This window comes from Aeromicrobium sp. IC_218 (assembly GCF_004336805.1).
In the GTDB taxonomy this organism is placed as follows: domain Bacteria; phylum Actinomycetota; class Actinomycetes; order Propionibacteriales; family Nocardioidaceae; genus Aeromicrobium.
The window spans coordinates 29112-51461 of the sequence record NZ_SJXM01000007.1 but is presented as its reverse complement, the minus strand read 5'-3'; the positions used below and the strand labels follow the sequence as shown (position 1 = coordinate 51461).

The window sequence follows — 22350 nt, the reverse complement described above, 5'->3', positions numbered from 1 at the left end:
GCGGACGGCGTCCCGTCGTCGTGCGTGGGGCAGGGACGTCAGGCGAGGTGGACGAGCGCCCAGCCGGACGCGCCGACGGCGACGCGGCGCTCGACGCGGGCGTCCTCGAGCGCCCGCAGGCGCACGGACAGCTCGATCGTCGGGTCCGAGCTGGCGACGACGCGGTCCTCGGCGTCCAGCAGGAGCTCGCGGCTCATCGGGTCGAGCAGGTCGTCGACCGCGGCCAGCCAGGTGCGGACGACCAGGTCGGCGGCCACCACGCCGAGCACCACGTCGTCGACGACGACCGGCACGGCGGCGACCATCGTCAGGTCGTCGGTGCCCCAGGAGTCGACGAACGGGGCGATGAGCGTGCGCTGGCGGGTCTGCACCGCGGTGCGGAACCAGCGCGACTGCGCGAAGTCGTAGTACGAGTCCGAGGCCGGGTTGTCGACGTGCTGCTTGCGGCGCACCTCGTCGCCGGCCCGGCGCCACCAGACCATCGTGCCCAGCGGGCCGAGCCCGGCTGCCTCGGGGGCGACGGCCATTCCGGCGCCGACGGCCAGCGGGTGCGCCTCCAGGTGGGCGAACACCTGCGGCTCGGTCAGGGCGGCCAGCGCCTCGGCGTCGGTGCCCCCGGCCAGCGCGGGTGCGGTCGTGGCCGCGATCCGCTCCAGGTCGGTGAAGAGCACGTCGGTCACGCCGACGATGCGCTGGGCGCGCTGCTCCATGTCTCGCCTCATGCCTGCCATCCGTTCGAGCGCAGCGTGCCGGCCCGGGCGGCGACGAACCCGATGGCGTCCGTGACGGCCTGCTCGGCCTCGCGGACGCGCACCTCGCGCAGGTGCTCGGCCACCGGCTCGAGCAGCCGCGCGACGTGCTCGCGCGTCTCGACCGCGTGGTAGACGAGGGTGAGCACCGGGCTGTACTCCACCTGGGCGTTGATCAGGGCGGTGCTGAGCCGGGTCGACTGCGACGCGGCGCCCAGCTCGATGTAGAAGCGGCTCTCGGCGCGGCGCCCCTCGATGCCGTCGCCGGCCTCGTGCAACCGCTCGACGCTGCGCGGCATCGGCGCGACGTCCTCGGTGGACGCCCGCCGCGCGGCGAGCCGCACCGACTCCAGCGACAGCGCCCGGCGCCAGTCGGCCAGGTCGCGCAGGTCGAGCGCGGTGAGGGCGCGCACCTGGTCGATGGCCACGCGGATCTGGCTCACGGTGGGTGCCGTGACGACCGTGCCGCCGCCGCGTCCGCGCCGGGTCGTGACCAGGCCCTGGTCGCGCAGGCGGTTCAGTGCCTCGCGGAGCGTGACGGGGGAGATGTTGAACTGCGCCGCCAGCTCGGGCTCCGGCGGCAGCAGGTCGCCCTCGGCCAGGACGCCCAGCGAGATCGCCGTGCGGAGCCGCTCAGCGACGGTCTCGGCGCGCCCGTGCGCGTCCAGCGGGGCGAACAGCACGCGACGCGTGTGCGTCGTGAGCAGCTCGGGACGCCGGGGCGCCGACGCAGCGCGTGCAGGCATGGTCGCGAGTCTATCGGCGCCCACGCGCGTCCGGGCCGTTCCGTCAGGCGCGCTGCAGCGGGACGTCCATGCGCTCGGCCAGCTCGTCGAACGACAGGCCGTACGTCTCCAGCACGGTGACGCCGTCGGGGCCCACCGCGAAGACGCCGTGATCGGTGTAGACCCGGCTGACGCAGCCGACGCCGGTGAGCGGGTAGGTGCACGCGGGCACGATCTTGGCCGAGCCGTCCTTGGCGAACAGGCTCATCATCACCAGCACGTCCTTGGCGCCGATGGCCAGGTCCATCGCGCCGCCGACGGCGGGGATGGCGTCGGGCGCGCCGGTGTGCCAGTTGGCCAGGTCGCCGTTGCCCGCGACCTGGAAGGCGCCCAGCACGCAGACGTCCAGGTGGCCGCCGCGCATCATCGCGAACGAGTCGGCGTGGTGGAAGTACGCGGCGCCGGGCAGCTCGGTGACGGGCACCTTGCCGGCGTTGGTGAGGTCGGTGTCGACCTCGTCGTCCTGCGCGGCCGGACCCATGCCGAGCATGCCGTTCTCGGTGTGCAGGACGACTCCGGAGTCGGCCGCGAGGTGGTCGGCGACCTTCGTCGGCTGGCCGATGCCCAGGTTCACGTACGAGCCGTCGGGGATGTCCTGCGCCACGCGGGCGGCGAGCTCGTCGCGGTCCAGCGGACCGCGGTCGGTGTGCTCCTGCGTGCTCATCAGCGGGCTCCTTCCACCTGCAGGTGACGCGGCTCGACCCGCACCACGCGGTCGACGTAGATGCTCGGGGTCACGACGGCCTCGGGGTCGAGCGTGCCGACCTCGACGACCTCGGACACCTGGGCGACCACCGTGGTGGCCGCGGTGGCCATGACCGGCCCGAAGTTCCGGGCCGTCTTGCGGTAGACCAGGTTGCCCATGCGGTCGGCGGTGTGGGCCGAGATGAGCGCGACGTCGCCCTTGATCGGCATCTCCAGCACGTAGGTGCGGCCGTCGATCTCGCGCACCTCCTTGCCCTCGGCCAGCGGCGTGCCGACGGCGGTGGGGCAGTAGAACGCCCCGATGCCCGCACCGGCGGCGCGCATGCGCTCGGCCAGGTTGCCCTGCGGGACGACCTCGAGCTCGATCCTCCCCGAGCGGTACAGCTCGTCGAAGACGTACGAGTCGCTCTGCCGCGGGAAGGAGCAGACGACCTTGCGGACGCGGCCCGCCTTCAGCAGCGCGGCCAGCCCCCACTCGCCGTTGCCGGCGTTGTTGCTGACCACGGTGAGGTCCTTCGCGCCCTGATCGATGAGCGCCTCGATCAGGTCGAACGGCATGCCGGCCAGGCCGAAGCCGCCGACCAGCACCGTCGAGCCGTCCTCGATCCCGTCCACGGCCTCGCGCGCCGTGTCGAGCACCGTCGCCCGCGTCATCGGGCGTCCGCCGCGGTGTTCTCGAGGACGACGGCCAGGCCCTGGCCGACGCCGATGCAGATGCCTGCGACGCCCCAGCGCTGCTTGCGCTCGCGCAGGACGTGGGCGAGCGTGCCGACCACGCGGGCGCCGGACGCGCCGAGCGGGTGGCCGATGGCGATCGCGCCGCCGCGGGTGTTGACGATCTCGGGGTCGACGTCCCAGGCGTCCACGCAGGCCAGCGACTGGGCGGCGAAGGCCTCGTTCAGCTCGACCGCGCCGATGTCGGACCATGAGATGCCGGCCCGGCGCAGCGCCGCGTTGGCCGCCTCGACCGGCGCGAAGCCGAACTCGGTCGGGTCGAGCGCGTGCACGCCGCGCCCGGCGATGCGGGCCAGCGGCTCGAGCCCGAGCGTCGCCGACGCGGCCTCGGAGCCGATGACGACCGCGGACGCGCCGTCGTTGAGCGGCGAGGCGTTGCCGGCGGTGATGCTGCCGTCGGGCCGGAAGGCGGGCTTGAGGCCGGCGAGCTTCTTGACCGTGGTGCCGGGGCGGATGCTCTCGTCGCGGTCGAGCTCGACGCCCTCGACGGCCACGGCCAGGTCGGCGTAGAAGCCGTCGTCCCAGGCCTTCGCGGCGAGCTCGTGCGAGCGGGCGGCGAACGCGTCCTGGCGCTCGCGGCTGATGCCGTTGGCCTCGGCCAGCTGCTCGTTGCACTCGCCGAGCGAGATCGTCCACTCCTTCGGCATGCGCGGGTTGACCAGGCGCCAGCCGAGCGTCGTGGAGACGGCGGTCGTGTCGCCGGCCGGGAACGCGCGGGACGGCTTGGGCAGCACCCACGGCGCGCGGGTCATGGACTCCACGCCACCGGCCACCACGACGTCCGCGTCACCGGTGTCGACCGCGCGGGAGGCCTGGATGACCGCGTCGAGGCTCGAGCCGCACAGCCGGTTGATGGACGTCGCGGGGACGGACGTCGGCAGCCCGGCGAGCAGGACGGCCATGCGTCCGACGTTGCGGTTGTCCTCGCCGGCGCCGTTGGCGTTGCCCCACAGCACGTCGTCGATGCGGGCCGGGTCGAGGTCGGGGGCCTTGGCCAGCACGCCGCTCAGCGCGGTGGCGGCCAGGTCGTCGGGACGGACGCCGGCCAGGGCGCCGTTGAACTTGCCGAACGGGGTGCGGGCGGCCGCGTACACGTAGGCCATGGGTTCCTCCTGGAGGAGAAGTTCACGATGCGAACAAGTGTTTGCTGTGCGAACGCAAGCCTACCAAGCCGGGGGCCTGCGGGCCAGGGTCAGACGACGGCGTGCGGGGCGACCGCGAGGTCGGCCGAGATCGCCGCGGCCGCGGCCAGCAGCTCGGACCGGTACGACTCGGGCAGCGAGCGTCCGGCGTAGGTCGCCGAGACGTTGACCGCCGCCACGACCCGGCCGTCGGCGTCGTGCAGGGGAGCGGCGACCGAGGCCAGGCCCGGCTCGAGCTCCTGCTCGACGCTGGCCCAGCCCTGGGCCCGCACCTGCGCCAGCGCGTCGCGCAGCGTCGCCTCGTCGTGCACCGTGGCGTCGGTGAGGGCGGTCAGCTCGGCCGCGGCAAAGTACGCGTCCAGCGCGTCCGGCTCCAGGTGGGCGAGCAGCACACGGCCCATGGACGTGGCGTGCGCGGGGAACCGGGTGCCCACGGTGATGCCGACCGACATGATGCGCCGCGTGCTCACCCGCGCGACGTACACGATGTCGGTGCCGTCGAGCACCGCGGCGGACGTCGACTCGTGCAGCGCGGCGCTGAGCCGCTCCAGGTGCGGCTGGGCGATCTGCGGCAGGTCGAGCCCGCTCAGGTACGCCGTGCCCAGGCGCAGCACCTGGGGCGTCAGCGAGAACCGGGTGCCGTCGAGCCGGACGAAGCCCAGGTCGACGAGCGTGAGCAGGAACCGCCGGGCGGTCGCGCGGCTGAGTCCGGTGCGCTGCGCGACCTCGGTGAGCGTCATGGCCGGGTGGTCGCGGTCGAACGCGGTGATGACGGCCAGGCCGCGCTCCAGCGACTGCACGTGGTGCGCGCCGGGGGACGGCTCGGCCGGGGTCATGGGGGCCACCCTAGGGTCCGCCGAACGCTCAGAGCTGGGCGATGCGCATGGCCGACCAGGCGCCGCCGAGGCGGTGGTGCTCGTAGGCCGCCCACGCGAACTCGTCCAGGACGTCGTACACGTCCTCGGGCGTCATGGTGCCGTAGCCGTCGTCGGGGTAGACGATCCAGACCGGCTCGACCGAGCCCAGCTCGGACAGGGTGTCGTCGAGCAGCCGGCGCAGGTCGGCCTGGCCGTCGGCGACCAGCACGGCGGCGTCGGCGCGCTCGCTCGGGTCGCCGTCGTCCTCGGGCTCCTCGATGACGAAGGCGCCCTCGGGCAGCGGGTCGAGCAGGCTGTCGGTCTCGAGGGAGCCGCCGACCACCCAGACGGCGTACCCCTCGCCGATGCCGAGCATCTCGGCGGTGGTGGGCTCAGGCACGGGCACAGCCTAGCGACGCGTCGCCGTCAAGTCCCAGATGTCGCGTCCGACGGTCGTGCCCTTCGTCTCGAAGCGCGTGACCGTGCGCCCGGCGAAGCGCTCGGTGCGCCCGGCGTGGTCGAAGCCCTCGGCGCGCGCGAGCACCTCGTCCATCTGCTCGGCGTAGTCGAGCCAGTCGGTCGCCAGGCGCAGCGTGCCGCCCGGCCGCAGCACCCGCCGCACCAGCGGCAGGAACGAGTCGTCGACCAGGCGTCGCTTGTGGTGGCGCTTCTTGTGCCACGGGTCGGGGAAGAACACCCACACCTCGTCGGCCCGCTCGGCCGGGACCATCGTGGCCAGGGCCTCGGCCGCGTTGACGATGGCCAGCCGGACGTTGGTGAGCCGGTGCTGGCGCACCTGCACGAGGGTCTGGGCGACGCCGGGCTTGTAGACCTCGAGGGCCAGGAAGTCGTGGTCGGGACGCTCCTGGGCCGCGGCGACGACGGCCTCGCCGCGTCCGCTCCCGATCTCGACCACCAGCGGCGCCTCGCGCCCGAACGTCGCCTCGACGTCGAGCTCGTGGGCCGGGTCGACGGACGTGCTCGGGCCGATGCGCGGCACGTCCAGCACGTAGCGGCCGGCCAGCTCGTCCCAGGCGCTCTGCTGGCGCTCGTTCAGGCGGCCGCCGCGGCGGGTGAAGGAGACCGGCTCGGTGCGGTAGGGGAGCGCTTCGGACACCGGAGCAGCCTACCGGCGGCTGTCGTAGGGTCTGGCCATGGCGATCACCCCCGACTCCAAGGACTGGACCTGGGTCCTGTCCGAGCCCTGCCCCGAGTGCGGCTTCGACCCGGCGCGGCTCGACCCGCGCGAGGTCGCGGGGCTGGTGCGCCAGAGCGTCCCGCGCTGGCAGCTGGCGCTCGAGCGCGGCGACGCGGCCGAGCGTCCGGACGAGAGCACGTGGTCGGTCGTCGAGTACGCCTGCCACGTGCGCGACGTGTTCACGCTCTTCTCCGAGCGGGTCGCGCTCATGCTCACGCAGGACGACCCCACGTTCGCCAACTGGGACCAGGACGCCACCGCGATGGAGCAGGACTACGCCGCGCAGCACGCAGCCACGGTCCTGCCGCAGCTGGCGGCCGCGGCCGAGCTGGCCGCCGCGTCGTTCGAGTCGGTGCCCGACGACGCCTGGGACCGGACGGGGCGCCGCAGCAACGGCTCGGTGTTCACCGTGGCCACGCTCGCGCAGTACTTCTGGCACGACCTCGAGCACCACCTGCACGACGTCCGCGCCGACCAGTGAGCGCCGGCGCCGTCGACGCGGTCGTCCTCGCCGGTGGGCGGGGGACGCGGCTCGGCGGCGTCGACAAAGGGGCCCTGGAGGTCGACGGCCGCACGCTGCTCGACGGCGTGCTGGAGGCCGTCCGCTCCTGCGAGCGGGTCGTCGTGGTCGGTGACGTCGCGCCGCGTCCCGGCCTGCTGGTGACGCGCGAGGACCCGCCGTTCGCCGGGCCGGCGGCGGCCGTGGGCGCCGGGCTCGCCCTCGTCGAGGCGCCGTGGGTGCTGCTGCTCGCCTGCGACCTGCCGCGAGCCGTGGACGCCGTCCCCGCCCTGCTCGCCGCCGACCGGGGGCCCGACGGCGTCGTGGCCCTCGACGAGACCGGCCACCGCCAGCACCTGCTGTGCCTGGTGCGGGCCGCGGCGCTGCGGTCCGCGGCGCATGACGCGGGCGACCTGGACGGCGCCCCGCTGCGCCGCCTCCTGGCCCCGCTCGACCTGGCCGAGCAGCCGCTGCCGGCTCGTCTGACGCAGGACGTCGACACGTGGCACGATCTCGAGAGAGCGAGAGGAGACCACGGATGAGCGACATCTCCCTGGAGCAGTGGGCCGCGTCCCTGGCCGCCGAGCTCGGTCTCGAGCCGGACGCCGTCGACGTCGAGCAGGTGCTCGACCTGGCCGCCGACGCCGCGCACGGCATCGTGCGCCCGGCGGCCCCGTTGACGACCTTCCTGGTCGGGCTGGCCGCGGGCCGGGCCGGGGCCAAGGACGCCGACGTCGCCGACGCGGTCGCCCGCGCCGAGGCGCTCATCGACCGTCTCGGGGAGGAGTGACGTGGCCGGCCGCGTGACCCGCCGGGTGCGCGTCCAGCGGCACCGGCCCGACGGCACGGTCAGCCGTCGCGAGGACGTGCTGGCCGCCGAGGAGCCGCTCGAGGTCCGCCTCGGGGGTCGCTCCTTCACCGTCACCATGCGGACGCCGGGCGACGACTTCGACCTCGTCGCCGGCTTCCTGGTCTCCGAGGGCGTGATCTCCTCGCCGGACCACCTCGCCGCGCAGCGCTACTGCGCCGGCACCGACGAGGACGGCCTGCAGACGTACAACGTCATCGACGTCCAGCTCGCGCCCGGCGTCGCGCTGCCCGACACGTCCATGGAGCGGCACGTCTACACGTCCAGCGCCTGCGGCATCTGCGGCACCGCGTCGATCGACGCCGTGCACAAGGCCGCGCACTTCGGCCGGGTCGACGACCACACGACGTTCGCGGCCGCGCTCGTCGGCCGGCTGCCCGAGCTGCTGCGCACCGAGCAGAAGGTCTTCGACCGCACCGGTGGCGTCCACGCGGCCGGCCTGTTCGACGCGTCCGGCGAGCTGCTCTGCCTGCGCGAGGACGTCGGACGGCACAACGCCGTCGACAAGGTCGTCGGGTGGGCGCTGGGCCAGGGACGCCTGCCGCTGACCGGCACCGTGCTGCAGGTGTCGGGACGGGCCTCGTTCGAGCTCGTCCAGAAGGCCCACATGGCCGGCATCGCCATGCTCTCGGCCGTCTCGGCCCCGTCGTCGCTGGCCGTCGAGCTGGCCGAGTCGTCCGGCGTCACGCTGGCCGGCTTCAACCGCGGCGGCGGCTTCAACGTCTACGCCAACCCCCACCGCATCGCCTGAGCCGTCCCGCCCGGACTCGCCGGTGTCTTTTCGTCCGCGGTAGTGCGCACTGCGTGGTACCGTCCGACGCATGGATGCGACGCAGCTGCTCAAGGGCGTGCTCGACCTGGCCGTGCTGGCGGTGGTCGAGAAGGAGGACGGCTACGGGTACGACGTCGTGCGCCGCCTGCGGGCGGCCGGGCTCGGGGAGGTGGGCGAGGCGTCGGTCTACGGGACGCTGCGCCGGCTCTACTCCGCCGGGGCGCTGACGTCGTACGTCGTCCCGTCCGAGGAGGGCCCGCACCGCAAGTACTACGGGATGAACGACCAAGGACGGGCCACTCTCGCCGCGCAGCGCAAGGTCTGGGCGGACTTCACCACCACCATGGAGCACGTGCTCACCGGGGAGGCAGCATGACCACCACGACCGTGCCGGCGCAGATCGCCGACTTCGCCCGCCGCGTCCGCGCGGCCCTGTCGGACCTGCCGGCCGAGGAGGTGGAGGAGCTCACCGACGGGCTCGAGGCCGACCTGGCCGAGGGCTTCGCCGAGGACCTGCGTCGCGAGCTGCCCGACCCGGCGGCCTACGCCGACGAGCTGCGCACGGCCGCGGGCTTCCCGCGCCCGGAGCCGGTCGCGCGTCGACGGATGAGCCCGGGTGAGACCTGGACCGACCTCGTGTCCCGTCTGAGCGGCAACCCGGCCGGATCGGCGGTGCTGGACTTCCTCGAGACGGTCCGCCCGGTCTGGTGGGTCGCCCGAGGGCTCGTCGTCACCGGCTGGCTGATCATCCTGAGCGGACGCAACGGCGCGCCCGTGCCCCGGGACGTGGGGGAGTGGACGCTGGCGGTGCTGCTCGTGGTCGCGAGCGTGCAGTGGAGCCGGGCCCGGTCGCGCGGCACCTGGTGGCGACGGGCCCTCGTGGGAGCGAACCTGGTGACAGCCCTGGCCGTCGTCCCGCTGGTCGGCGAGATCGCCTACCAGAGCGTCTCGTGGGACGAGGTCGACGCCTCGGGCTACGCCGGGCCCGGGCTGGTGCTCGACGGCGAGCCGGTCACGAACGTCTTCGCCTACGACGCCCAGGGCAACCCGATCCGGGACGTCCAGCTCTACGACGCCCTTGGTCGTCCGCTCGTGGTCGAGGCTCCGCAGTACGCCGACTGTCTCGACGAGGCGTGCACCGAGTCCGGGGCGCTCACCTCGCGGGCCTTGGAGAACGGGCAGAGCGCCTGGAATGTCTTCCCGCTCCGGCTGATCGAGTGGAGGCCGGACGAGTACGGCAGCGAGTCGCCGGTCGTCGGCGCGCCGACGCGTGAGGTCGACCCGCCCCTGCTCAAGGTGCCGGCGGTGGCCCCGCTCGCACCGGCCTCCGTCGAGCCGATGAACCCGCCTGAGGTTGCCCAGAACAACCGCTGATTCGGGCACAAAGCACGGGGGTGCTGCGTTCTATAGGGTGGACGCACGTCCCGCCCTATCCGGAGGAACCATGCAGAGCAGCAACCCCGTCTTCTCGCGCAGCGAGGAGTTCAACGGTCGTGGCCAGTTGCGCACCGACCCGTCGCAGTGGCAGATCGACCTCAACGGCGAGCCCACCACGTACGGCTCGCAGCCCGTGACCGACCAGCGCCGCATGACCGTCGACACGGTGGTCGAGAAGACGGCCATCACGCTCGGCCTGGTCGCGATCTCCGCGGCCGTCACCTGGTTCCTCATCGGTGACATCACCGCCTCGAACGAGAACATCCAGAAGGCGTGGATGTTCGCCATGGGCGGCGCGCTCATCGGCTTCGTGCTGTCGATGGTCAACTCGTTCAAGAAGATCATCAGCCCCGCGCTGGTCATGGCCTACGCCGTGGCGGAGGGCGCGTTCGTCGGCGCCTTCTCGAAGGTCATCGCGAGCTACGTCGGCGACCAGACGATCGTCTTCCAGGCCGTGCTGGCCACCATCGTCGCCTTCGCCGCGACGCTGGGCGCCTACAAGTTCTTCGACATCCAGGTCACGGCCAAGTTCCGCAAGGTCGTCCTGATCTCGATGTTCGCCTTCCTGGGCGTCATGGTCGTCAACCTGATCCTGAGCCTGACCGGCGTCCTCGAGTCCGGTGGCCTGCGCGGCATGGGCACGCTGGGCCTGCTCGTCTCGGTGGTCGCGGTCGTCCTGGCCGTGTTCATGCTGATCCTCGACTTCGACTACGTCGAGCAGGGCGTCCGCGCCGGGCTCCCGGAGCGTGAGTCGTGGCGCGCGGCCTTCGGCCTCACGGTCACCCTCGTGTGGCTGTACCTGGAGCTGCTGCGCATCCTCGCCATCCTGCGCGGCGACGACTGACCCCAGCACCACGCACGACGGGCCGGTTCCCCCTCGGGGGAGCCGGCCCGTCGGCGTTCGTGGCGGCTCAGCCGCGACGGCGGCGGACGGTCGCCCAGCGACCCGCGCCGACCACCTCGGTGCCGGCCTCGTGCGAGGCCTGGGCGGCGGCCGCGCCGAGCGGCATGAGGTCGCGGGGGACGTCGAAGAACGGCACACGGCCGGTCTCGTGCTCGCGCAGCGCGCCGGTGATCGCCGGCAGCAGCACGGCGGCCATGTTCGCGTAGCCCCGCGCGGACGGGTGGAAGCGGTCGGCACCGAACATCGTGTCGTGGTGCTCCAGGAACAGCCGGCCGAGCAGCTCGCCGAGCGACACCGCGCGTCCGCCGTTGCGGGCCACCGCGACGGTCTGCCGCTTGGCCAGGTGGGTGCTGACCTGGTGGGCGTACCAGCGTAGCGGCTGCTGCAGCGGACGGACGAGGCCCAGGTCGGGGCAGGTGCCCACGACGACCTCGATGTTGCGGGACGTCAGGTCGCGCACCACCGCGCCGAGCCGGCGAGCGGACGTCCGCGGACTCACGCGGTGGGTGACGTCGTTCGCGCCGACGATGATGACGACGACGTCCGGCTTGTGCTCCAGGCCGATCTCGAGCTGGCCGGGCAGGTCGGACGTCTGGGCGCCGACGACGGCGACGCTGCGCACGTCGACGGGGCAGTCCAGCACGTGCGAGAGCCCGATGCCGATGAGGCCGGGCGGGGTCTGGTCGGCACGGTCGGTGCCGTAGCCCACGGCGGCGGAGTCACCGGCGACCAGCACGCGCACGGGCTCGCCGGGCAGGTCGTCGCCGTACAGGCCGTCGGGGGAGGGCGGACGGTCGTCCGTCACGCCGATCACCTTGCGCGCCATCACGGCCTCGGCCAGCACGGTGCCGTAGAAGCCCGTCAGGGCGGCGGTGCTGCCCACGAGCGCGGTGGCGGCTACTTTCCTGGGCGAGGGCACGCCGCACATCATACGAACAGGCACCCCCCTGGTTGCGAGTCGAGACGACGTGGGCTCGGCCACGCCGTCGGACCCGGTGGCTAGGGTCGGGACATGACGACCTTCCTGCCGAACCTGCGCGACGTCGGCGGGCTGCCCGTCCCCGGTGGCGGACGCGTGCGGGCCGGGCGGGTGCTGCGCAGCGCCGCCCCCATGGCCGGCGACGCGGTGCCCGAGGGCCTGGTCTGGCCGCCCGCGGTCGTCCTCGACCTGCGATCGGCCGGCGAGCTGGCGAGCGTCCACCCCCTGGCCGGACCGTCCACCCGTGTGGTCAACGTCCCGCTGCTCGAGGCGCTGCGCCCTGACGCGCACCCGGTCCGCGACCTCACCGACCTCTACCGGGTCATGCTCGACCACTCCAGCGCGCGTTTCGTCGAGGTGCTCCGCGAGGTCGCCGACACCGACGGACCCGCCCTGCTGCACTGCGCCGCGGGCAAGGACCGCACCGGCGTGAGCGTCGCCCTCGTGCTGCGCCTGCTCGGCGTCGAGCACGAGCACGTGGTCGCCGACTACCTGGCCACCGAGAAGGAGTACGACGCGATCGACGCCCGGCTCAGCCAGGGCCCGGGCGCCGCGAACCGCGCGCACCTGCCGGCGTCCTTCTTCACCACTCCGGTCGAGGCGATCGAGAGCGTGCTCGACCGCTGGGACGCCGCCGACGGCGGGGTCGAGGGCTGGGCCACGCGGGCCGGTGCCGACGAGAAGCTGCTCGACCGGCTGCGCACCTCGCTGGTCGACTGAACCGTCCGCAGCCGACACGCAGCGTTCACCGGGCGTCCGCCCGGCTGACCTGACCGCGTGCTGTCCTGGGGCCATGAGCACTCGGGGGAGCCGCTCCACGCGGCTGCACGTCATCGGTCCACTCGCCGGCCTCGCACTCGCGGCCGGCCTCGTCCCACTCGGCGCGGGCAGCGCCGAGGCCCACGACCGTGGGTCCCACCACCAGGCCGCGCCGGTGGTCATCGCCCACCGCGGCGCGTCCGGCTACCGGCCCGAGCACACGCTCGAGGCCTACCGCGTCGCCATCCGCCAGGGCGCGGACTTCATCGAGCCCGACCTCGTGCCCACCAAGGACGGAGTCCTGGTCGCCCGGCACGAGAACGAGATCAGCACGACGACGGACGTCGCGCAGCACCCGGAGTTCGCCGCCCGGCGGGCCACCAAGACCATCGACGGGGTGACGGTGACCGGCTGGTTCACCGAGGACTTCACGCTGCGTGAGCTCAAGACGCTGCGAGCCAAGGAGCGCCTGCCGCAGGTCCGCCCGGACAACACCGCCTACGACGGACGGTTCGAGGTGCCGACCTTCGAGGAGGTGCTCGACCTGGCGAAGCGCGCCTCGCGCCGAGAGGGCCGGACGATCTCGGTCTACCCCGAGACCAAGCACCCGACCTACTTCGACTCGATCGGCCTGTCGCTGGAGGAGCCGCTGGTGCGCACCCTGCGCCGTCACGGCCTGAACCGCCCCACGTCGCCGGTGATCGTGCAGTCCTTCGAGACCGGCAACCTGCGTGACCTGTCGCGCATGACCCGCGTCCGCCTGGCCCAGCTCGTCGACGCGGCCGGGGCGCCGTACGACCTGCGGGCGGCCGGCGACCCGCGCACGTACGCCGACCTCGTCACGCCGCGCGGCCTGCGCGAGATCGCCCGTTACGCCGACGGCATCGGGGCGGAGAAGAAGGTCGTGCTGCCGCGCGACGCGGCCGGGGCGACCGGCGCGCCGAGCAGCGTGGTGCGGGACGCGCACCGGGTCGGGCTGGACGTCCACGTCTGGACGGTGCGGGCGGAGAACCAGTTCCTGCCGACGAACTTCCGGCGCGGCACCGACCCGAACGCCCACGGCGACGTGCGGGGCGAGCTGCTGGCCCTGCTCGACGCCGGGGTCGACGGCATCTTCTCCGACTTCCCGGACGAGGCCGTCCAGGCCCGCAAGGCCTGGCTGCGCGACCGGTACCGCCAGGCCGGCTGACCTCCCCTCGACAGGCTCGGGGAGCGCCCGTTCCCCGAGCCTGTCGAAGGAGCCTGCCCTGAGCCTGTCGAAGGGACCCTCCACTCGCATACCGTGGGTATGTGATCCACAACGACTGGTCCGGCCAGGCCTTCCCGCACCCGGCGGGCCGGCGTCTGCTCACGGGTGACGTCGACCCGGACCTGCGCGACACCCCGCTGCAGGGCATCATGCGGCGCGGCGAGGGACTCGGCCCGATCTTCTCGGTGCGCGCCTTCCGCCAGCAGTTCGTGATCGTGGCCGGCGCGAGCCTCTCCGCCGAGCTGTGCGACGAGCACCGGTTCGAGAAGGCCCTGTCGCCGGCCCTGGAGTCGCTGCGCGAGCTGGGCGGGGCGGGCCTGTTCACCGCGCACAACGACGAGCCCGAGTGGCGCCTGGCCCACGACCTGCTGCGCCCCGCCTTCTCCAAGCAGGCGATGGAGCGCTACCACCCAGTGATGGTGCAGACCTCCGACGAGCTGTTCGCCCGCTGGGACGCGGCGCAGGCGCCGGTCGACGTCTCGCGCGACATGACCAAGCTGACCCTCGAGACGCTGAGCCGCACCGCGTTCAGCCAGGACTTCGGCTCCTTCGCCAGCGACGAGCCGCACCCGTTCATCCCCGCGATGGTCGCGGCGCTGAAGTCGGCGCAGCGCAAGTCCAGCCTCGACGGTGTGCCCGGCGCCTCGATCGTCCGGCGCCGCATCGACCGCGCGAACGCCCCGCACCTGGCCTACCTCGACGGGATGCTCGACGAGGTCGTGCGCGCGCGGCGGGCCGCCGACGACGGGCGGGACGACGACCTGCTCGGCCTCATGCTGCAGACCGCGCACCCCGAGACCGGCGAGCGGCTGCCGGACGAGAACATCCGGCACCAGATCCTGACCTTCCTCATCGCCGGGCACGAGACGACGTCCGGGGCGCTGTCGTTCGCGCTCTACTACCTCTCGCGCCACCCCGAGGTGGTCGCGACGGCGCAGGCGGAGGTCGACGCGGTGCTCGGCCCCGAACCGGACGCGGCGCCGACGTTCACCCAGGTGCCGAAGCTGCGCTACGTCCGCCGGGTGCTCGACGAGGCGCTGCGGCTGTGGCCCACCGCGCCCGGCTTCGCGCGCTCGCCGCGCGAGGAGACGACGATCGGCGGACGCTGGCGCATGCGTCCGCAGGACTGGGCGCTCGTCCTGCTGCCGCTGGTGCACCGCGACCCCGAGGTCTGGGGCGAGGACGCCGAGGAGTTCGACCCGGACCGCTTCCTGCCCGCGCGGAGCAAGGGACGTCCGCCGCACGTGTACAAGCCGTTCGGCACGGGGGAGCGGGCGTGCATCGGACGCCAGTTCGCGCTGCACGAGGCGGTGCTCGTCCTGGCCCGGCTGCTGCACCGCTACGACCTGTCCGGCGACCCCGGCTACGACCTGCGCATCGCCGAGCGGCTGACGATGATGCCGCAGGGGTTCGAGGTCACGGTGACGCGCCGGCGTCCGGCCGCTGCGGCCGCGACCGCCGCGGAGCCGGTCGACGAGCCGGTCGCCGAGGCCGGTGGCTGCCCCGTCCACCACGCCCCTTAGGCCCACTCCGCTGCTGACCTGCTTCCGTTCCCTGAGCTGTCCCCCGGGTTCCTGAGCTGTCCTCCGCTGCCTGAGCCTGTCGAAGGGACTCCTCTCGACAAGCTCGAGGAGTGGCTGGTGTGCTCGAGGACCTGAGCAGTCCTCCGCTCCCTGAGCCTGTCGAAGGGGTCCGGACGCGACGAAGGCCGCCGCCCTGCGTGAGGGTGGCGGCCTTCGTGCCGGTGCGTCAGGACGCGTCGTCGGCGGTCTCGCCGCTGACCGTCTCGACGGCCTTGGGCGAGGTCGAGCTCACCGCGATGCGGGTGGGCTCGGTGCCGGCGTACACGCCGGCGACCCGGATGCTCAGCACGCCGGCGTCGTAGCCGGCGCTGATCGCGTCGGGTCCGACGTGGGCGGGCAGGGCGAAGGTGCGCTCGAAGCGTCCGTAGCGGATCTCGCGGACGTGGCGCCCGCGGTCGTCCTCGGCCCGCTCGTCGCGGCGCTCGCCGCGGATGACGAGACGTCCGGAGACGGCCTCGACGGTGACGTCGTTCTCGACGTCCATGCCGGGCAGCTCGAGCCGGACGACGGCGTCGTCACCGTCGCGCAGGGTCTCGGCGGCCGGCATGAAGTCGGTGCGCTCGGTCGTCATCGGCGCGGTGCCGGCGAACGCGTTGCGCATCAGCGAGTCGAACTCGGCGAACGGGTCGCGGCGGTTGAAGCGGGAGAGCGTCGTCATGGAAACCAACCTCCTGGTCGATCAGGCCGGCCACCTCGACCGGCATCCTGTTCAACATGAGTCGATGCGACTCAATTCCCATGACAGGGATTCTATGCATGAAGTCGCTGGAGTCCAGCCGCGTCGGCCGCCTCTCCGTACGCGTCGGCGAGCGACGCCACCGTCGCGTGGGCGTTGAGCCCGCTCGGGTTGGGGACGACCCAGAGCCGGGCGTCGCCGATCGTGCGCTCCTGCTCGCCCGCGGAGGCCCGCCGCTCGCCGAACGCGGTGCGGTAGGCGGTGATGCCGGCGACGGCGACGACGCGCGGACGATGCTCGGCCACGAGCCGCTCCAGCCGGGCGCGTCCCTCGCGGAGCTCGTCGTCGTCGAGCTCGTCGGCCCGGGCGGACGCACGCGGGACGAGGTTGGTGATGCCGACGCCGCGCTCGAGCAGCGCCGGCACGGCGTCCTCGGGCTTCAGGACGTCCGCCGGCAGGATGCCCGCGGCCCGCAGCGCGGGGTAGAAGCGGTTGCCGTTGCGGGCGAAGTGCAGGCCGGTCGCCGCGCTCACCAGCCCCGGATTGATGCCGACGAAGAGCAGGCGCAGGCCGGGACCCACCAGGTCCGGGATGGTGTGACCCGCGTACGACGAGAGTTCATCGCGCGTCCACCGCGAGGCCCTTGCCCTGGCCCTCGGGCGGCCTACGGTGGACCCATGAGCTGGATCATCGTCGTAGCCGTCCTGTCGCTGACCATCGTCGCGGGCACCGTCGTCTTCGGTACGTCCGATCACGACCACATCGTCGTCTGACCCCACGTCCCACGCACCCCGGCTCGCGCCGGGACCCGGCCGCTCCGGCCGGGTCCGCGACGGTCAGCGCGTCGGGTCGACCAGCACCTTGGCGTGCGAGGTCCGGCCGGAGTCGAGCTCGTCCATGAGCCCGGCCAGCTCGCCGAGGCCCACGGTGCCGGTGTGCAGCCCGGTGACGTCCACGGAGCCGTCCGCGATCGCGCGCATCGACCCGAGGAAGTCCTCGTGGTTGTACGCGAGCGAGCCGATCACGGTCAGCTCACGCACCTGCCAGTCGCCGTAGCTGACCGTCGAGTCGGTCATCGGGAAGCCGAGCAGCGACAGCGTCCCGCCGCGGCGCACCATCGCCGCCGACGGCTGCAGCAGGGCGGCCACGCCGGTGCACTCGTAGAGCACGTCCGCGCCGAGCCCGTCGGTGATCTCGGCCAGGTGGGCGGCGACCTCGTCGCCGGGCGCGAAGACCTCGGTGAAGCCCAGCGCCTCGGCGGCGGCGCGACGCTGCTCGTTCGGCTCGATGACGACGAGCCGTCCGGCGCCCGCGTGCCGCGCGTGCTGGGCGGCCAGCAGGCCGATCGGACCCGCGCCCTGCACGACGACGATCGCGCCCAGGGGCTGCTTCGTGCGCTTGACCGCGTGGTAGGTCACCGCGGTCGGCTCGACCATGGCCGCCTGGACGTCCGAGACGCCGGGCAGCACCTTCATGACCCGGCGGGCCGGGACGACGAGCCGCTGGGCGAAGCCACCGTGGGTGGGGCTGTCCGGCGTGACGCCGTTGGCCTCGGCGAACGCGGTGTCGCAGTGCTCGGGGTGGCCGGCGACGCACATGGCGCAGGTGCCGCAGGCCGGACCGACGCAGGCGACGACCCGGTCGCCCACGGCCACGGTCGTGACGTCGTCCGCGACCCGCGCGATCGTGCCGGTCCACTCGTGGCCGAAGACCGAGGCCGGGATGGGGCCCGGTCCGGAGGTGTAGTTGTGGGTGTCGGTGGCGCAGACGCCGCAGTACGTGATCGTGACCTCGACGCGTCCCGCGGGCAGCGTCTCGACGTCGGGCTCCTCGACCAGGTCCACGGCGCTCGGTCCCGAGACCCGCGCGACAAGATTGTTCATGCTTCAACCATATGCCCGGGTCGAAGCGGGCCGCTCAGCCCGGGGCGACGGTCGCGCGCTCGAGCCGGTGACGCTGCCACTCGCGGTCCGTGCGGTCCTTGTTGACCACCCACACGACTAGCCAGAGCAACGGCACGAGCGCGGCGGCGACGGCGATGAGCAGGCTGGTCGGCACCGGGCGACCGCTCAGGTGGCGGCTGCGCCGGAAGCACGCGACGCCGACCGCCGCCGGGATGACGACCCACAGCAGGAGGCGCCACGCGTCGACAGCGAGCTCACCCCAGGCCATGACGCCAGCGTGCCAGACCGCGGACGCACCGGGGCGCGTCCGCGGACGTCCGACCGACGACGAGGGCCCCGCCGATCCGTGGATCGACGGGGCCCTCGGTGCTGCTCGGTCAGGCGTACGAGACGCCCGTGGCGTGCAGCGGGCAGTAGCCGAAGGGGTTCTTCACCAGGTACTGCTGGTGGTACTCCTCGGCGTAGAAGTAGTCCTGCAGGGGCTTGATCTCGGTGGTGATCGTGCCGTAGCCGGACTTCGTCATCTGCTCTTGGTAGCGGTCGCGCGACGCCTCCGCCTTCGCCTGCTGCTCGGGCGACGTGGTCAGCAGCACCGAGCGGTACTGGCTGCCGCGGTCGTTGCCCTGGCGCATGCCCTGCGTCGGGTCGTGGTTCTCCCAGAAGACCTTGAGCAGGTCGTCGTACGAGGTCACGCTCGGGTCGAAGATCACCCGGACGACCTCGGCGTGGCCGGTGCGGCCGGTGCAGGTCTCCTCGTACGTGGGGTTCGGGGTGTAGCCGCCCGCGTAGCCCACGGACGTGGACCAGACGCCGGGCTGCTCCCAGAACGTCTTCTCCTCGCCCCAGAAGCAGCCGAGGCCGAACACGGCGACCTCGAAGCCCTCGGGGCCGTCGGTCTCGATCGGGTTGCCGGTGACGAGGTGCTTGTCGCCGACCGCGAACGGGCGGGTCGGACGGCCCGGGAGCGCCTTCTCGCGCTCGGGCATGGCGGTCTTGTCGAAGCCGAAGATCATGGTCACCTTTCCGCCGGCCGGGAAGCCGGTCCACCGCTCTCAACCACCGAGCGGCTTGCCGTGTTCCCGATAGTGTCGCCGGTGTGAGCGAGCGACGAGAGGCCGGCCGTCCGACGTTCCCGCGGGGCATGGAGATCGCGACCGGCTGGGCGTGGCGGCTGCTGCTGCTCGGCGTCGCCACCTACGCGCTGCTGTGGCTGCTCAACTTCTTCTCGGCGATCACCGTGCCGATCGCCGTCGCCCTGCTGCTGACCGCGCTGACGTCCGGGGTGGTCGACCGGCTGGAGCGCTGGCACGTGCCGCGCTCGGTGGGCACGCTCGCGGTCGTCCTGGGGTTCCTGGCGATCGTCGCCGGCCTGGTGCTGCTGGTGGGCTCGCAGGTCTCGCGCCAGTTCGACGACCTGCGCCGCCGCGTCGTCGACGGCATCGCCGACCTGCAGGACTGGCTGCAGACCGGGCCGCTGCACCTCACCGACGCGCAGCTGCAGCGCTACATCGACACCGCGCAGGAGAAGATCGCGCAGGCCGACGGCGTCCTGTTCGCGACCGCCGGCGAGGTCGGCGTGACGGTCAGCCACTTCGTCGCCGGTCTGTTCGTGGTGCTGTTCGCGTCGATCTTCTTCCTCTACGACGGCAAGCGGATCTGGGCCTGGATCGTGCTGCTGTTCCCGCGCACGGCGCGCGACCGCGTGCACTCCTCGGGCGAGACCGCCTGGCACTCGCTGACCGCGTTCGTCCGCGCCACCATCGTCGTGGCCTTCGTGGACGCCGTCGGCATCGCGCTGGCCGCGTCGCTGCTGAACGTCCCGCTGGCGCTGGCCATCGGCGTGCTGGTCTTCCTGGGCGCGTTCGTGCCGATCATCGGTGCGTTCACGTCCGGGCTCGTAGCCGTCGGCGTCGCGCTCGTCGCGCAGGGGCCGTGGACGGCCCTGTTCATGCTGCTCGCGGTGCTGGCCATCCAGCAGATCGAGAGCCACGTGTTGCAGCCGTTCGTGATGGGCCGGATCGTCTCGGTCCACCCGCTCGGCGTGATCCTGGCGATCGTCGCCGGCATCACCGTGGGTGGCGTCGTGGGCGCCCTCGTGGCCGTCCCGATCGCCGCGTGCATCAACGGCGTCGTCCGGCACCTGGCCACCGAGGAGGGGGAGCGGTTCGCCGCGGACGGACTGCCGGCCGACGAGCACCATCCGCCCGTCGAGGAGCCCTCGCCCGAGCAGGCCTAGCGTCCGCCGGGGTCGCTCCCGGCGGCCGTAGGGTGGCCGGGTGCAGCTCAGCGACGTCGTCACCGCCCGGTCCCTGCTCGACGGGGTCGCCACCACGACCCCCTGCGTCAGCTCGCGCTGGCTCAGCGACCTGGCCGGGACGACCGTGCGGCTCAAGTGCGAGAACCTGCAGCGCACCGGCTCGTTCAAGATCCGCGGCGCGTACGTCCGCATCGCCCGGCTGAGCCCCGAGGAGCGCTCGCGCGGAGTCGTCGCGGCCAGCGCCGGCAACCACGCGCAGGGCGTCGCGCTGGCCGCCAAGATGCTCGACACGAAGGCGCGCATCTTCATGCCCGAGGGCGCCGCGATCCCCAAGGTCAGCGCGACCCGCGGTTACGGCGCCGACGTCGAGTTCGTCCACGGTGGCGTGACCGAGGCGGTCAAGGAGGCGCAGGCCTACGCCGAGCGCACCGGGGCGGAGTTCATCCACCCGTTCGACCACGACGACATCCTCGCGGGGCAGGGCACCGTCGGCCTGGAGATCGTCGAGCAGGTGCCGGACGTCCGCACGATCCTGGTGCCCATCGGCGGCGGCGGGCTGGCCGCGGGCATCGCGCTCCTGCGCGAGCAGCACCCGGACGTCCGCATCGTCGGCGTGCAGGCCGAGGCGGCGTCCACGTACGTGCCGTCGCTGAGCAGCGGCGCGCCGGTCGAGGTCGACCTGGGCCCGACGATGGCCGACGGCATCGCGGTCTCGCGACCGGGCCAGATCCCGTTCGACGTCATCGAGAAGCACCTGGACGAGGTGCTGACGGTCAGCGAGGAGGCGATGAGCCAGGCGCTGCTGCAGCTGCTCGAGCGCACCAAGATGCTCGTGGAGCCGTCCGGCGCGGCCGGCGTCGCGGCCCTCATGGAGCACCCCGGACGGTTCGAGGGCCCGGTGGTCGCCGTGCTGTCCGGCGGCAACATCGACGCGCTCGTGCTCATGGAGGTCATCCGCCACGGCCTCAACGCGGCCGGCCGCTTCCTGGCCTTCCGGCTGCGCATCCCCGACCGGCCGGGCGAGCTCATGCGCCTGCTGGTGGCCCTGGCCGAGCTGCAGGTCAACATCCTCAACGTGCAGCACGACCGGACGTCGGAGTCGTTGGGCGTGCGCCAGGTCGAGGTGGCCCTGCAGGTCTCGACCCGTGGCACCGACCAGCAGGCGCAGGTGCGCGAGACGCTCACCGGCCTGGGCTACGACCTGCTCTGACCCGCACCCGAGCCCGGTTCCACCCGGATGTGGACGCAAAGAGACCACGTCCCCCAGGAACGTGGTCTCTTCGCGTCCAGATCGCGGCGGAGCCGCGCGGCGGTGAGGCTCAGAACGGGACGGCGTCGACGATCTCGACCGCGATGGTGCGGCCGTTGGGCGCCTCGTAGGACGCGGAGTCGCCGCGCTTCTTGCCCATGATCGCCGCACCGAGCGGGGACGTGGGGGAGAAGACGTCGAGGTCGACGCTGGAGTCCATGCTCAGCAGCTCGCGCGCGCCCAGCAGGAAGGTCTCGGTCTCGGAGTCGCCGGCGAACTTGATCGTCACCTTCATGCCGGCCTCGACCAGGCCGTCGTCGGCGGGGGCCTCGCCCACCTCGGCGCGACGCAGCATGTCCTCGAGCTGGCGGATGCGGGCCTCGGTCTTGCCCTGCTCCTCGCGGGCGGCGTGGTAGCCACCGTTCTCCTTGAGGTCGCCCTCGTCGCGGGCGGCGGCGATCTTGGCCGTGATGTCGGCCCGGACCTCGCCCTTGAGGTGCGCGAGCTCGGCCTGGAGACGGTCGAACGCCTCCTGCGTCACCCAGATGGTGTCCTGCGTCGGCTGCGTCATGGCATGCCTCCTTCTACGTACGGCACCCCGGGCGCCCGCCCGGGGTGAATACGCAAGGCTACCAGTTCAGCGCGCGACCCGGCAGGACCGCAGGACGCCGTTCACGGCTCGCTCCTGGGTGCGCACCGCCACCGACAGCGCCTGCTCGCGGTCGTCGGAGTCGAGCCGCACCGTCTTCTCGCCGACGACGGCGTGGGCCATGTTCTGGGCGTAGACCGTGCACTCGACCGGGTCGTCGGTGTTGACCACGACGTCCACGCGCACCACGACCTCGGTGTCGCTGACCACGTCGTAGCTGTGCAGCGAGGCGCTCACCGGCTTCTCGGCCGTGGCCACCCAGGCCGCCCAGGCGATGCCCAGCACGATGCCGACGGCGGCGAACGCCCACCAGAACCAGGCGGGCTTGGAGCGGCGGCCGTAGCGGGCGTCCAGGTTCGTCACGTGCCCAGTGTCCCAGGTGCGGGAAGCGGGA

General features: G+C 73.0%; 28 protein-coding genes. 12 read left to right on the top strand and 16 right to left on the bottom strand.

The features are described 5' to 3' along the window. Positions 1-38 precede the first annotated feature (38 nt). The 8 genes from E0W78_RS09855 to trmB all read right to left on the bottom strand — a co-directional run bounded on the left by E0W78_RS09855 (position 39) and on the right by trmB (position 6090). Positions 39-722: a hypothetical protein gene (locus E0W78_RS09855; protein ID WP_131403784.1), complete on the bottom strand. Its 684-nt coding sequence runs from the start codon at positions 720-722 to the stop codon at positions 39-41. Next, on the bottom strand, positions 719-1495 hold the full coding sequence (locus E0W78_RS09850; protein ID WP_131403783.1) for a GntR family transcriptional regulator: 777 nt from the start codon (positions 1493-1495) through the stop codon (positions 719-721). Before E0W78_RS09850 ends, E0W78_RS09855 begins: the two co-directional genes overlap by 4 nt. A gap of 43 nt (positions 1496-1538) precedes the next feature. Beyond that, positions 1539-2198 carry a 3-oxoacid CoA-transferase subunit B gene (locus E0W78_RS09845; protein ID WP_131403782.1) on the bottom strand — a complete coding sequence of 220 codons (660 nt, stop codon included), beginning with the start codon at positions 2196-2198 and terminating at the stop codon, positions 1539-1541. Continuing rightward, complete coding sequence (locus E0W78_RS09840; RefSeq protein WP_131403781.1) at positions 2198-2893, bottom strand: 3-oxoacid CoA-transferase subunit A; 696 nt, start codon at positions 2891-2893, stop codon at positions 2198-2200. Before E0W78_RS09840 ends, E0W78_RS09845 begins: the two co-directional genes overlap by 1 nt. After that, positions 2890-4077 (bottom strand): thiolase family protein, encoded by a 1188-nt coding sequence (locus E0W78_RS09835; protein WP_131403780.1) that lies wholly within the window; start codon positions 4075-4077, stop codon positions 2890-2892. The genes E0W78_RS09840 and E0W78_RS09835 overlap by 4 nt, the downstream gene beginning before the upstream one ends. Before the next feature lie 89 nt (positions 4078-4166). Beyond that, positions 4167-4952 carry an IclR family transcriptional regulator C-terminal domain-containing protein gene (locus E0W78_RS09830; protein WP_131403779.1) on the bottom strand — a complete coding sequence of 262 codons (786 nt, stop codon included), beginning with the start codon at positions 4950-4952 and terminating at the stop codon, positions 4167-4169. A 28-nt stretch (positions 4953-4980) separates the two neighbouring features. After that, positions 4981-5373, bottom strand: a complete 393-nt coding sequence (locus E0W78_RS09825) for a hypothetical protein (protein ID WP_131403778.1) — start codon at positions 5371-5373, stop codon at positions 4981-4983. A gap of 9 nt (positions 5374-5382) precedes the next feature. After that, complete coding sequence (gene trmB / locus E0W78_RS09820; RefSeq protein ID WP_131403777.1) at positions 5383-6090, bottom strand: tRNA (guanosine(46)-N7)-methyltransferase TrmB; 708 nt, start codon at positions 6088-6090, stop codon at positions 5383-5385. A 37-nt stretch (positions 6091-6127) separates the two neighbouring features. Between trmB and E0W78_RS09815 the strand changes: the two genes are divergently transcribed. From E0W78_RS09815 to E0W78_RS09790, 7 genes are all read left to right on the top strand, one after another. Continuing rightward, positions 6128-6652: a DinB family protein gene (locus E0W78_RS09815; protein ID WP_131403776.1), complete on the top strand. Its 525-nt coding sequence runs from the start codon at positions 6128-6130 to the stop codon at positions 6650-6652. Next, positions 6649-7212 carry an NTP transferase domain-containing protein gene (locus tag E0W78_RS09810; protein WP_207392710.1) on the top strand — a complete coding sequence of 188 codons (564 nt, stop codon included), beginning with the start codon at positions 6649-6651 and terminating at the stop codon, positions 7210-7212. Before E0W78_RS09815 ends, E0W78_RS09810 begins: the two co-directional genes overlap by 4 nt. Next, positions 7209-7460 (top strand): DUF6457 domain-containing protein, encoded by a 252-nt coding sequence (locus tag E0W78_RS16750; protein WP_207392709.1) that lies wholly within the window; start codon positions 7209-7211, stop codon positions 7458-7460. The genes E0W78_RS09810 and E0W78_RS16750 overlap by 4 nt, the downstream gene beginning before the upstream one ends. A 1-nt stretch (position 7461) precedes the next feature. Beyond that, the gene (gene fdhD / locus E0W78_RS09805) at positions 7462-8289 is read left to right on the top strand and encodes a formate dehydrogenase accessory sulfurtransferase FdhD (RefSeq protein ID WP_131403775.1); all 828 of its coding nucleotides are present in this window, start codon (positions 7462-7464) and stop codon (positions 8287-8289) included. A gap of 70 nt (positions 8290-8359) precedes the next feature. After that, positions 8360-8686 (top strand): PadR family transcriptional regulator, encoded by a 327-nt coding sequence (locus E0W78_RS09800; RefSeq protein WP_131403774.1) that lies wholly within the window; start codon positions 8360-8362, stop codon positions 8684-8686. Beyond that, positions 8683-9684, top strand: coding sequence for a hypothetical protein (locus tag E0W78_RS09795; protein WP_131403773.1), 1002 nt, complete (start codon positions 8683-8685; stop codon positions 9682-9684). Before E0W78_RS09800 ends, E0W78_RS09795 begins: the two co-directional genes overlap by 4 nt. A gap of 70 nt (positions 9685-9754) precedes the next feature. Beyond that, positions 9755-10591 carry a Bax inhibitor-1/YccA family protein gene (locus E0W78_RS09790; protein ID WP_131403771.1) on the top strand — a complete coding sequence of 279 codons (837 nt, stop codon included), beginning with the start codon at positions 9755-9757 and terminating at the stop codon, positions 10589-10591. 67 nt (positions 10592-10658) lie between these two features. On the opposite strand, the gene E0W78_RS09785 is transcribed toward E0W78_RS09790, so the two are convergent. After that, the gene (locus E0W78_RS09785; protein WP_165570461.1) at positions 10659-11570 is read right to left on the bottom strand and encodes an SGNH/GDSL hydrolase family protein; all 912 of its coding nucleotides are present in this window, start codon (positions 11568-11570) and stop codon (positions 10659-10661) included. 93 nt (positions 11571-11663) lie between these two features. Between E0W78_RS09785 and E0W78_RS09780 the strand changes: the two genes are divergently transcribed. The 3 genes from E0W78_RS09780 (at position 11664) to E0W78_RS09770 (ending at position 15161) form a co-directional block, all read left to right on the top strand. Further along, positions 11664-12350, top strand: a complete 687-nt coding sequence (locus E0W78_RS09780; RefSeq protein WP_131403767.1) for a tyrosine-protein phosphatase — start codon at positions 11664-11666, stop codon at positions 12348-12350. A 73-nt stretch (positions 12351-12423) separates the two neighbouring features. Further along, on the top strand, positions 12424-13578 hold the full coding sequence (locus E0W78_RS09775) for a glycerophosphodiester phosphodiesterase (RefSeq protein WP_131403765.1): 1155 nt from the start codon (positions 12424-12426) through the stop codon (positions 13576-13578). A gap of 101 nt (positions 13579-13679) precedes the next feature. Further along, the gene (locus E0W78_RS09770) at positions 13680-15161 is read left to right on the top strand and encodes a cytochrome P450 (protein ID WP_242686304.1); all 1482 of its coding nucleotides are present in this window, start codon (positions 13680-13682) and stop codon (positions 15159-15161) included. Positions 15162-15387: 226 nt separating this feature from the next. Here E0W78_RS09770 and E0W78_RS09765 read toward each other — a convergent pair whose 3' ends face one another. From E0W78_RS09765 to msrA, 5 genes are all read right to left on the bottom strand, one after another. Further along, a complete protein-coding gene (locus E0W78_RS09765; RefSeq protein WP_131403763.1) occupies positions 15388-15879 on the bottom strand; it encodes an Hsp20/alpha crystallin family protein in 492 nt (163 codons plus the stop codon). A gap of 92 nt (positions 15880-15971) precedes the next feature. Further along, positions 15972-16478, bottom strand: coding sequence for a mismatch-specific DNA-glycosylase (locus tag E0W78_RS09760; RefSeq protein WP_242686303.1), 507 nt, complete (start codon positions 16476-16478; stop codon positions 15972-15974). 255 nt (positions 16479-16733) lie between these two features. Further along, the gene (locus E0W78_RS09755; RefSeq protein ID WP_131403761.1) at positions 16734-17780 is read right to left on the bottom strand and encodes a zinc-binding dehydrogenase; all 1047 of its coding nucleotides are present in this window, start codon (positions 17778-17780) and stop codon (positions 16734-16736) included. Between the two features lie 34 nt (positions 17781-17814). Further along, positions 17815-18069, bottom strand: a complete 255-nt coding sequence (locus E0W78_RS09750; protein ID WP_131403759.1) for a hypothetical protein — start codon at positions 18067-18069, stop codon at positions 17815-17817. Between the two features lie 109 nt (positions 18070-18178). Continuing rightward, the gene (gene msrA, locus E0W78_RS09745; protein ID WP_131403757.1) at positions 18179-18814 is read right to left on the bottom strand and encodes a peptide-methionine (S)-S-oxide reductase MsrA; all 636 of its coding nucleotides are present in this window, start codon (positions 18812-18814) and stop codon (positions 18179-18181) included. A gap of 83 nt (positions 18815-18897) precedes the next feature. Between msrA and E0W78_RS09740 the strand changes: the two genes are divergently transcribed. After that, complete coding sequence (locus E0W78_RS09740) at positions 18898-20037, top strand: AI-2E family transporter (protein ID WP_242686302.1); 1140 nt, start codon at positions 18898-18900, stop codon at positions 20035-20037. 40 nt (positions 20038-20077) lie between these two features. Then, on the top strand, positions 20078-21268 hold the full coding sequence (gene ilvA, locus E0W78_RS09735) for a threonine ammonia-lyase (RefSeq protein ID WP_131403755.1): 1191 nt from the start codon (positions 20078-20080) through the stop codon (positions 21266-21268). Positions 21269-21377: 109 nt separating this feature from the next. On the opposite strand, the gene greA is transcribed toward ilvA, so the two are convergent. Continuing rightward, positions 21378-21878 carry a transcription elongation factor GreA gene (greA, locus tag E0W78_RS09730; RefSeq protein WP_131403753.1) on the bottom strand — a complete coding sequence of 167 codons (501 nt, stop codon included), beginning with the start codon at positions 21876-21878 and terminating at the stop codon, positions 21378-21380. 66 nt (positions 21879-21944) lie between these two features. After that, the gene (locus E0W78_RS09725) at positions 21945-22319 is read right to left on the bottom strand and encodes a DUF4307 domain-containing protein (protein ID WP_165570460.1); all 375 of its coding nucleotides are present in this window, start codon (positions 22317-22319) and stop codon (positions 21945-21947) included. Between the last annotated feature and the right edge of the window lie 31 nt (positions 22320-22350).

What these genes read in the sequence shown, in the direction of transcription:
- E0W78_RS09855 (WP_131403784.1), bottom strand. Translation starts at nt 722, where the DNA reads ATGAGGCGAGACATGGAGCAGCGCGCCCAGCGCATCGTCGGCGTGACC.
- E0W78_RS09850 (WP_131403783.1), bottom strand. Translation starts at nt 1,495, where the DNA reads ATGCCTGCACGCGCTGCGTCGGCGCCCCGGCGTCCCGAGCTGCTCACG.
- E0W78_RS09845 (WP_131403782.1), bottom strand. Translation starts at nt 2,198, where the DNA reads ATGAGCACGCAGGAGCACACCGACCGCGGTCCGCTGGACCGCGACGAG.
- E0W78_RS09840 (WP_131403781.1), bottom strand. Translation starts at nt 2,893, where the DNA reads ATGACGCGGGCGACGGTGCTCGACACGGCGCGCGAGGCCGTGGACGGG.
- E0W78_RS09835 (WP_131403780.1), bottom strand. Translation starts at nt 4,077, where the DNA reads ATGGCCTACGTGTACGCGGCCGCCCGCACCCCGTTCGGCAAGTTCAAC.
- E0W78_RS09830 (WP_131403779.1), bottom strand. Translation starts at nt 4,952, where the DNA reads ATGACCCCGGCCGAGCCGTCCCCCGGCGCGCACCACGTGCAGTCGCTG.
- E0W78_RS09815 (WP_131403776.1), top strand. Translation starts at nt 6,128, where the DNA reads ATGGCGATCACCCCCGACTCCAAGGACTGGACCTGGGTCCTGTCCGAG.
- E0W78_RS16750 (WP_207392709.1), top strand. Translation starts at nt 7,209, where the DNA reads ATGAGCGACATCTCCCTGGAGCAGTGGGCCGCGTCCCTGGCCGCCGAG.
- E0W78_RS09800 (WP_131403774.1), top strand. Translation starts at nt 8,360, where the DNA reads ATGGATGCGACGCAGCTGCTCAAGGGCGTGCTCGACCTGGCCGTGCTG.
- E0W78_RS09795 (WP_131403773.1), top strand. Translation starts at nt 8,683, where the DNA reads ATGACCACCACGACCGTGCCGGCGCAGATCGCCGACTTCGCCCGCCGC.
- E0W78_RS09790 (WP_131403771.1), top strand. Translation starts at nt 9,755, where the DNA reads ATGCAGAGCAGCAACCCCGTCTTCTCGCGCAGCGAGGAGTTCAACGGT.
- E0W78_RS09780 (WP_131403767.1), top strand. Translation starts at nt 11,664, where the DNA reads ATGACGACCTTCCTGCCGAACCTGCGCGACGTCGGCGGGCTGCCCGTC.
- E0W78_RS09775 (WP_131403765.1), top strand. Translation starts at nt 12,424, where the DNA reads ATGAGCACTCGGGGGAGCCGCTCCACGCGGCTGCACGTCATCGGTCCA.
- E0W78_RS09765 (WP_131403763.1), bottom strand. Translation starts at nt 15,879, where the DNA reads ATGACGACGCTCTCCCGCTTCAACCGCCGCGACCCGTTCGCCGAGTTC.
- E0W78_RS09755 (WP_131403761.1), bottom strand. Translation starts at nt 17,780, where the DNA reads ATGAACAATCTTGTCGCGCGGGTCTCGGGACCGAGCGCCGTGGACCTG.
- E0W78_RS09750 (WP_131403759.1), bottom strand. Translation starts at nt 18,069, where the DNA reads ATGGCCTGGGGTGAGCTCGCTGTCGACGCGTGGCGCCTCCTGCTGTGG.
- msrA (WP_131403757.1), bottom strand. Translation starts at nt 18,814, where the DNA reads ATGATCTTCGGCTTCGACAAGACCGCCATGCCCGAGCGCGAGAAGGCG.
- greA (WP_131403753.1), bottom strand. Translation starts at nt 21,878, where the DNA reads ATGACGCAGCCGACGCAGGACACCATCTGGGTGACGCAGGAGGCGTTC.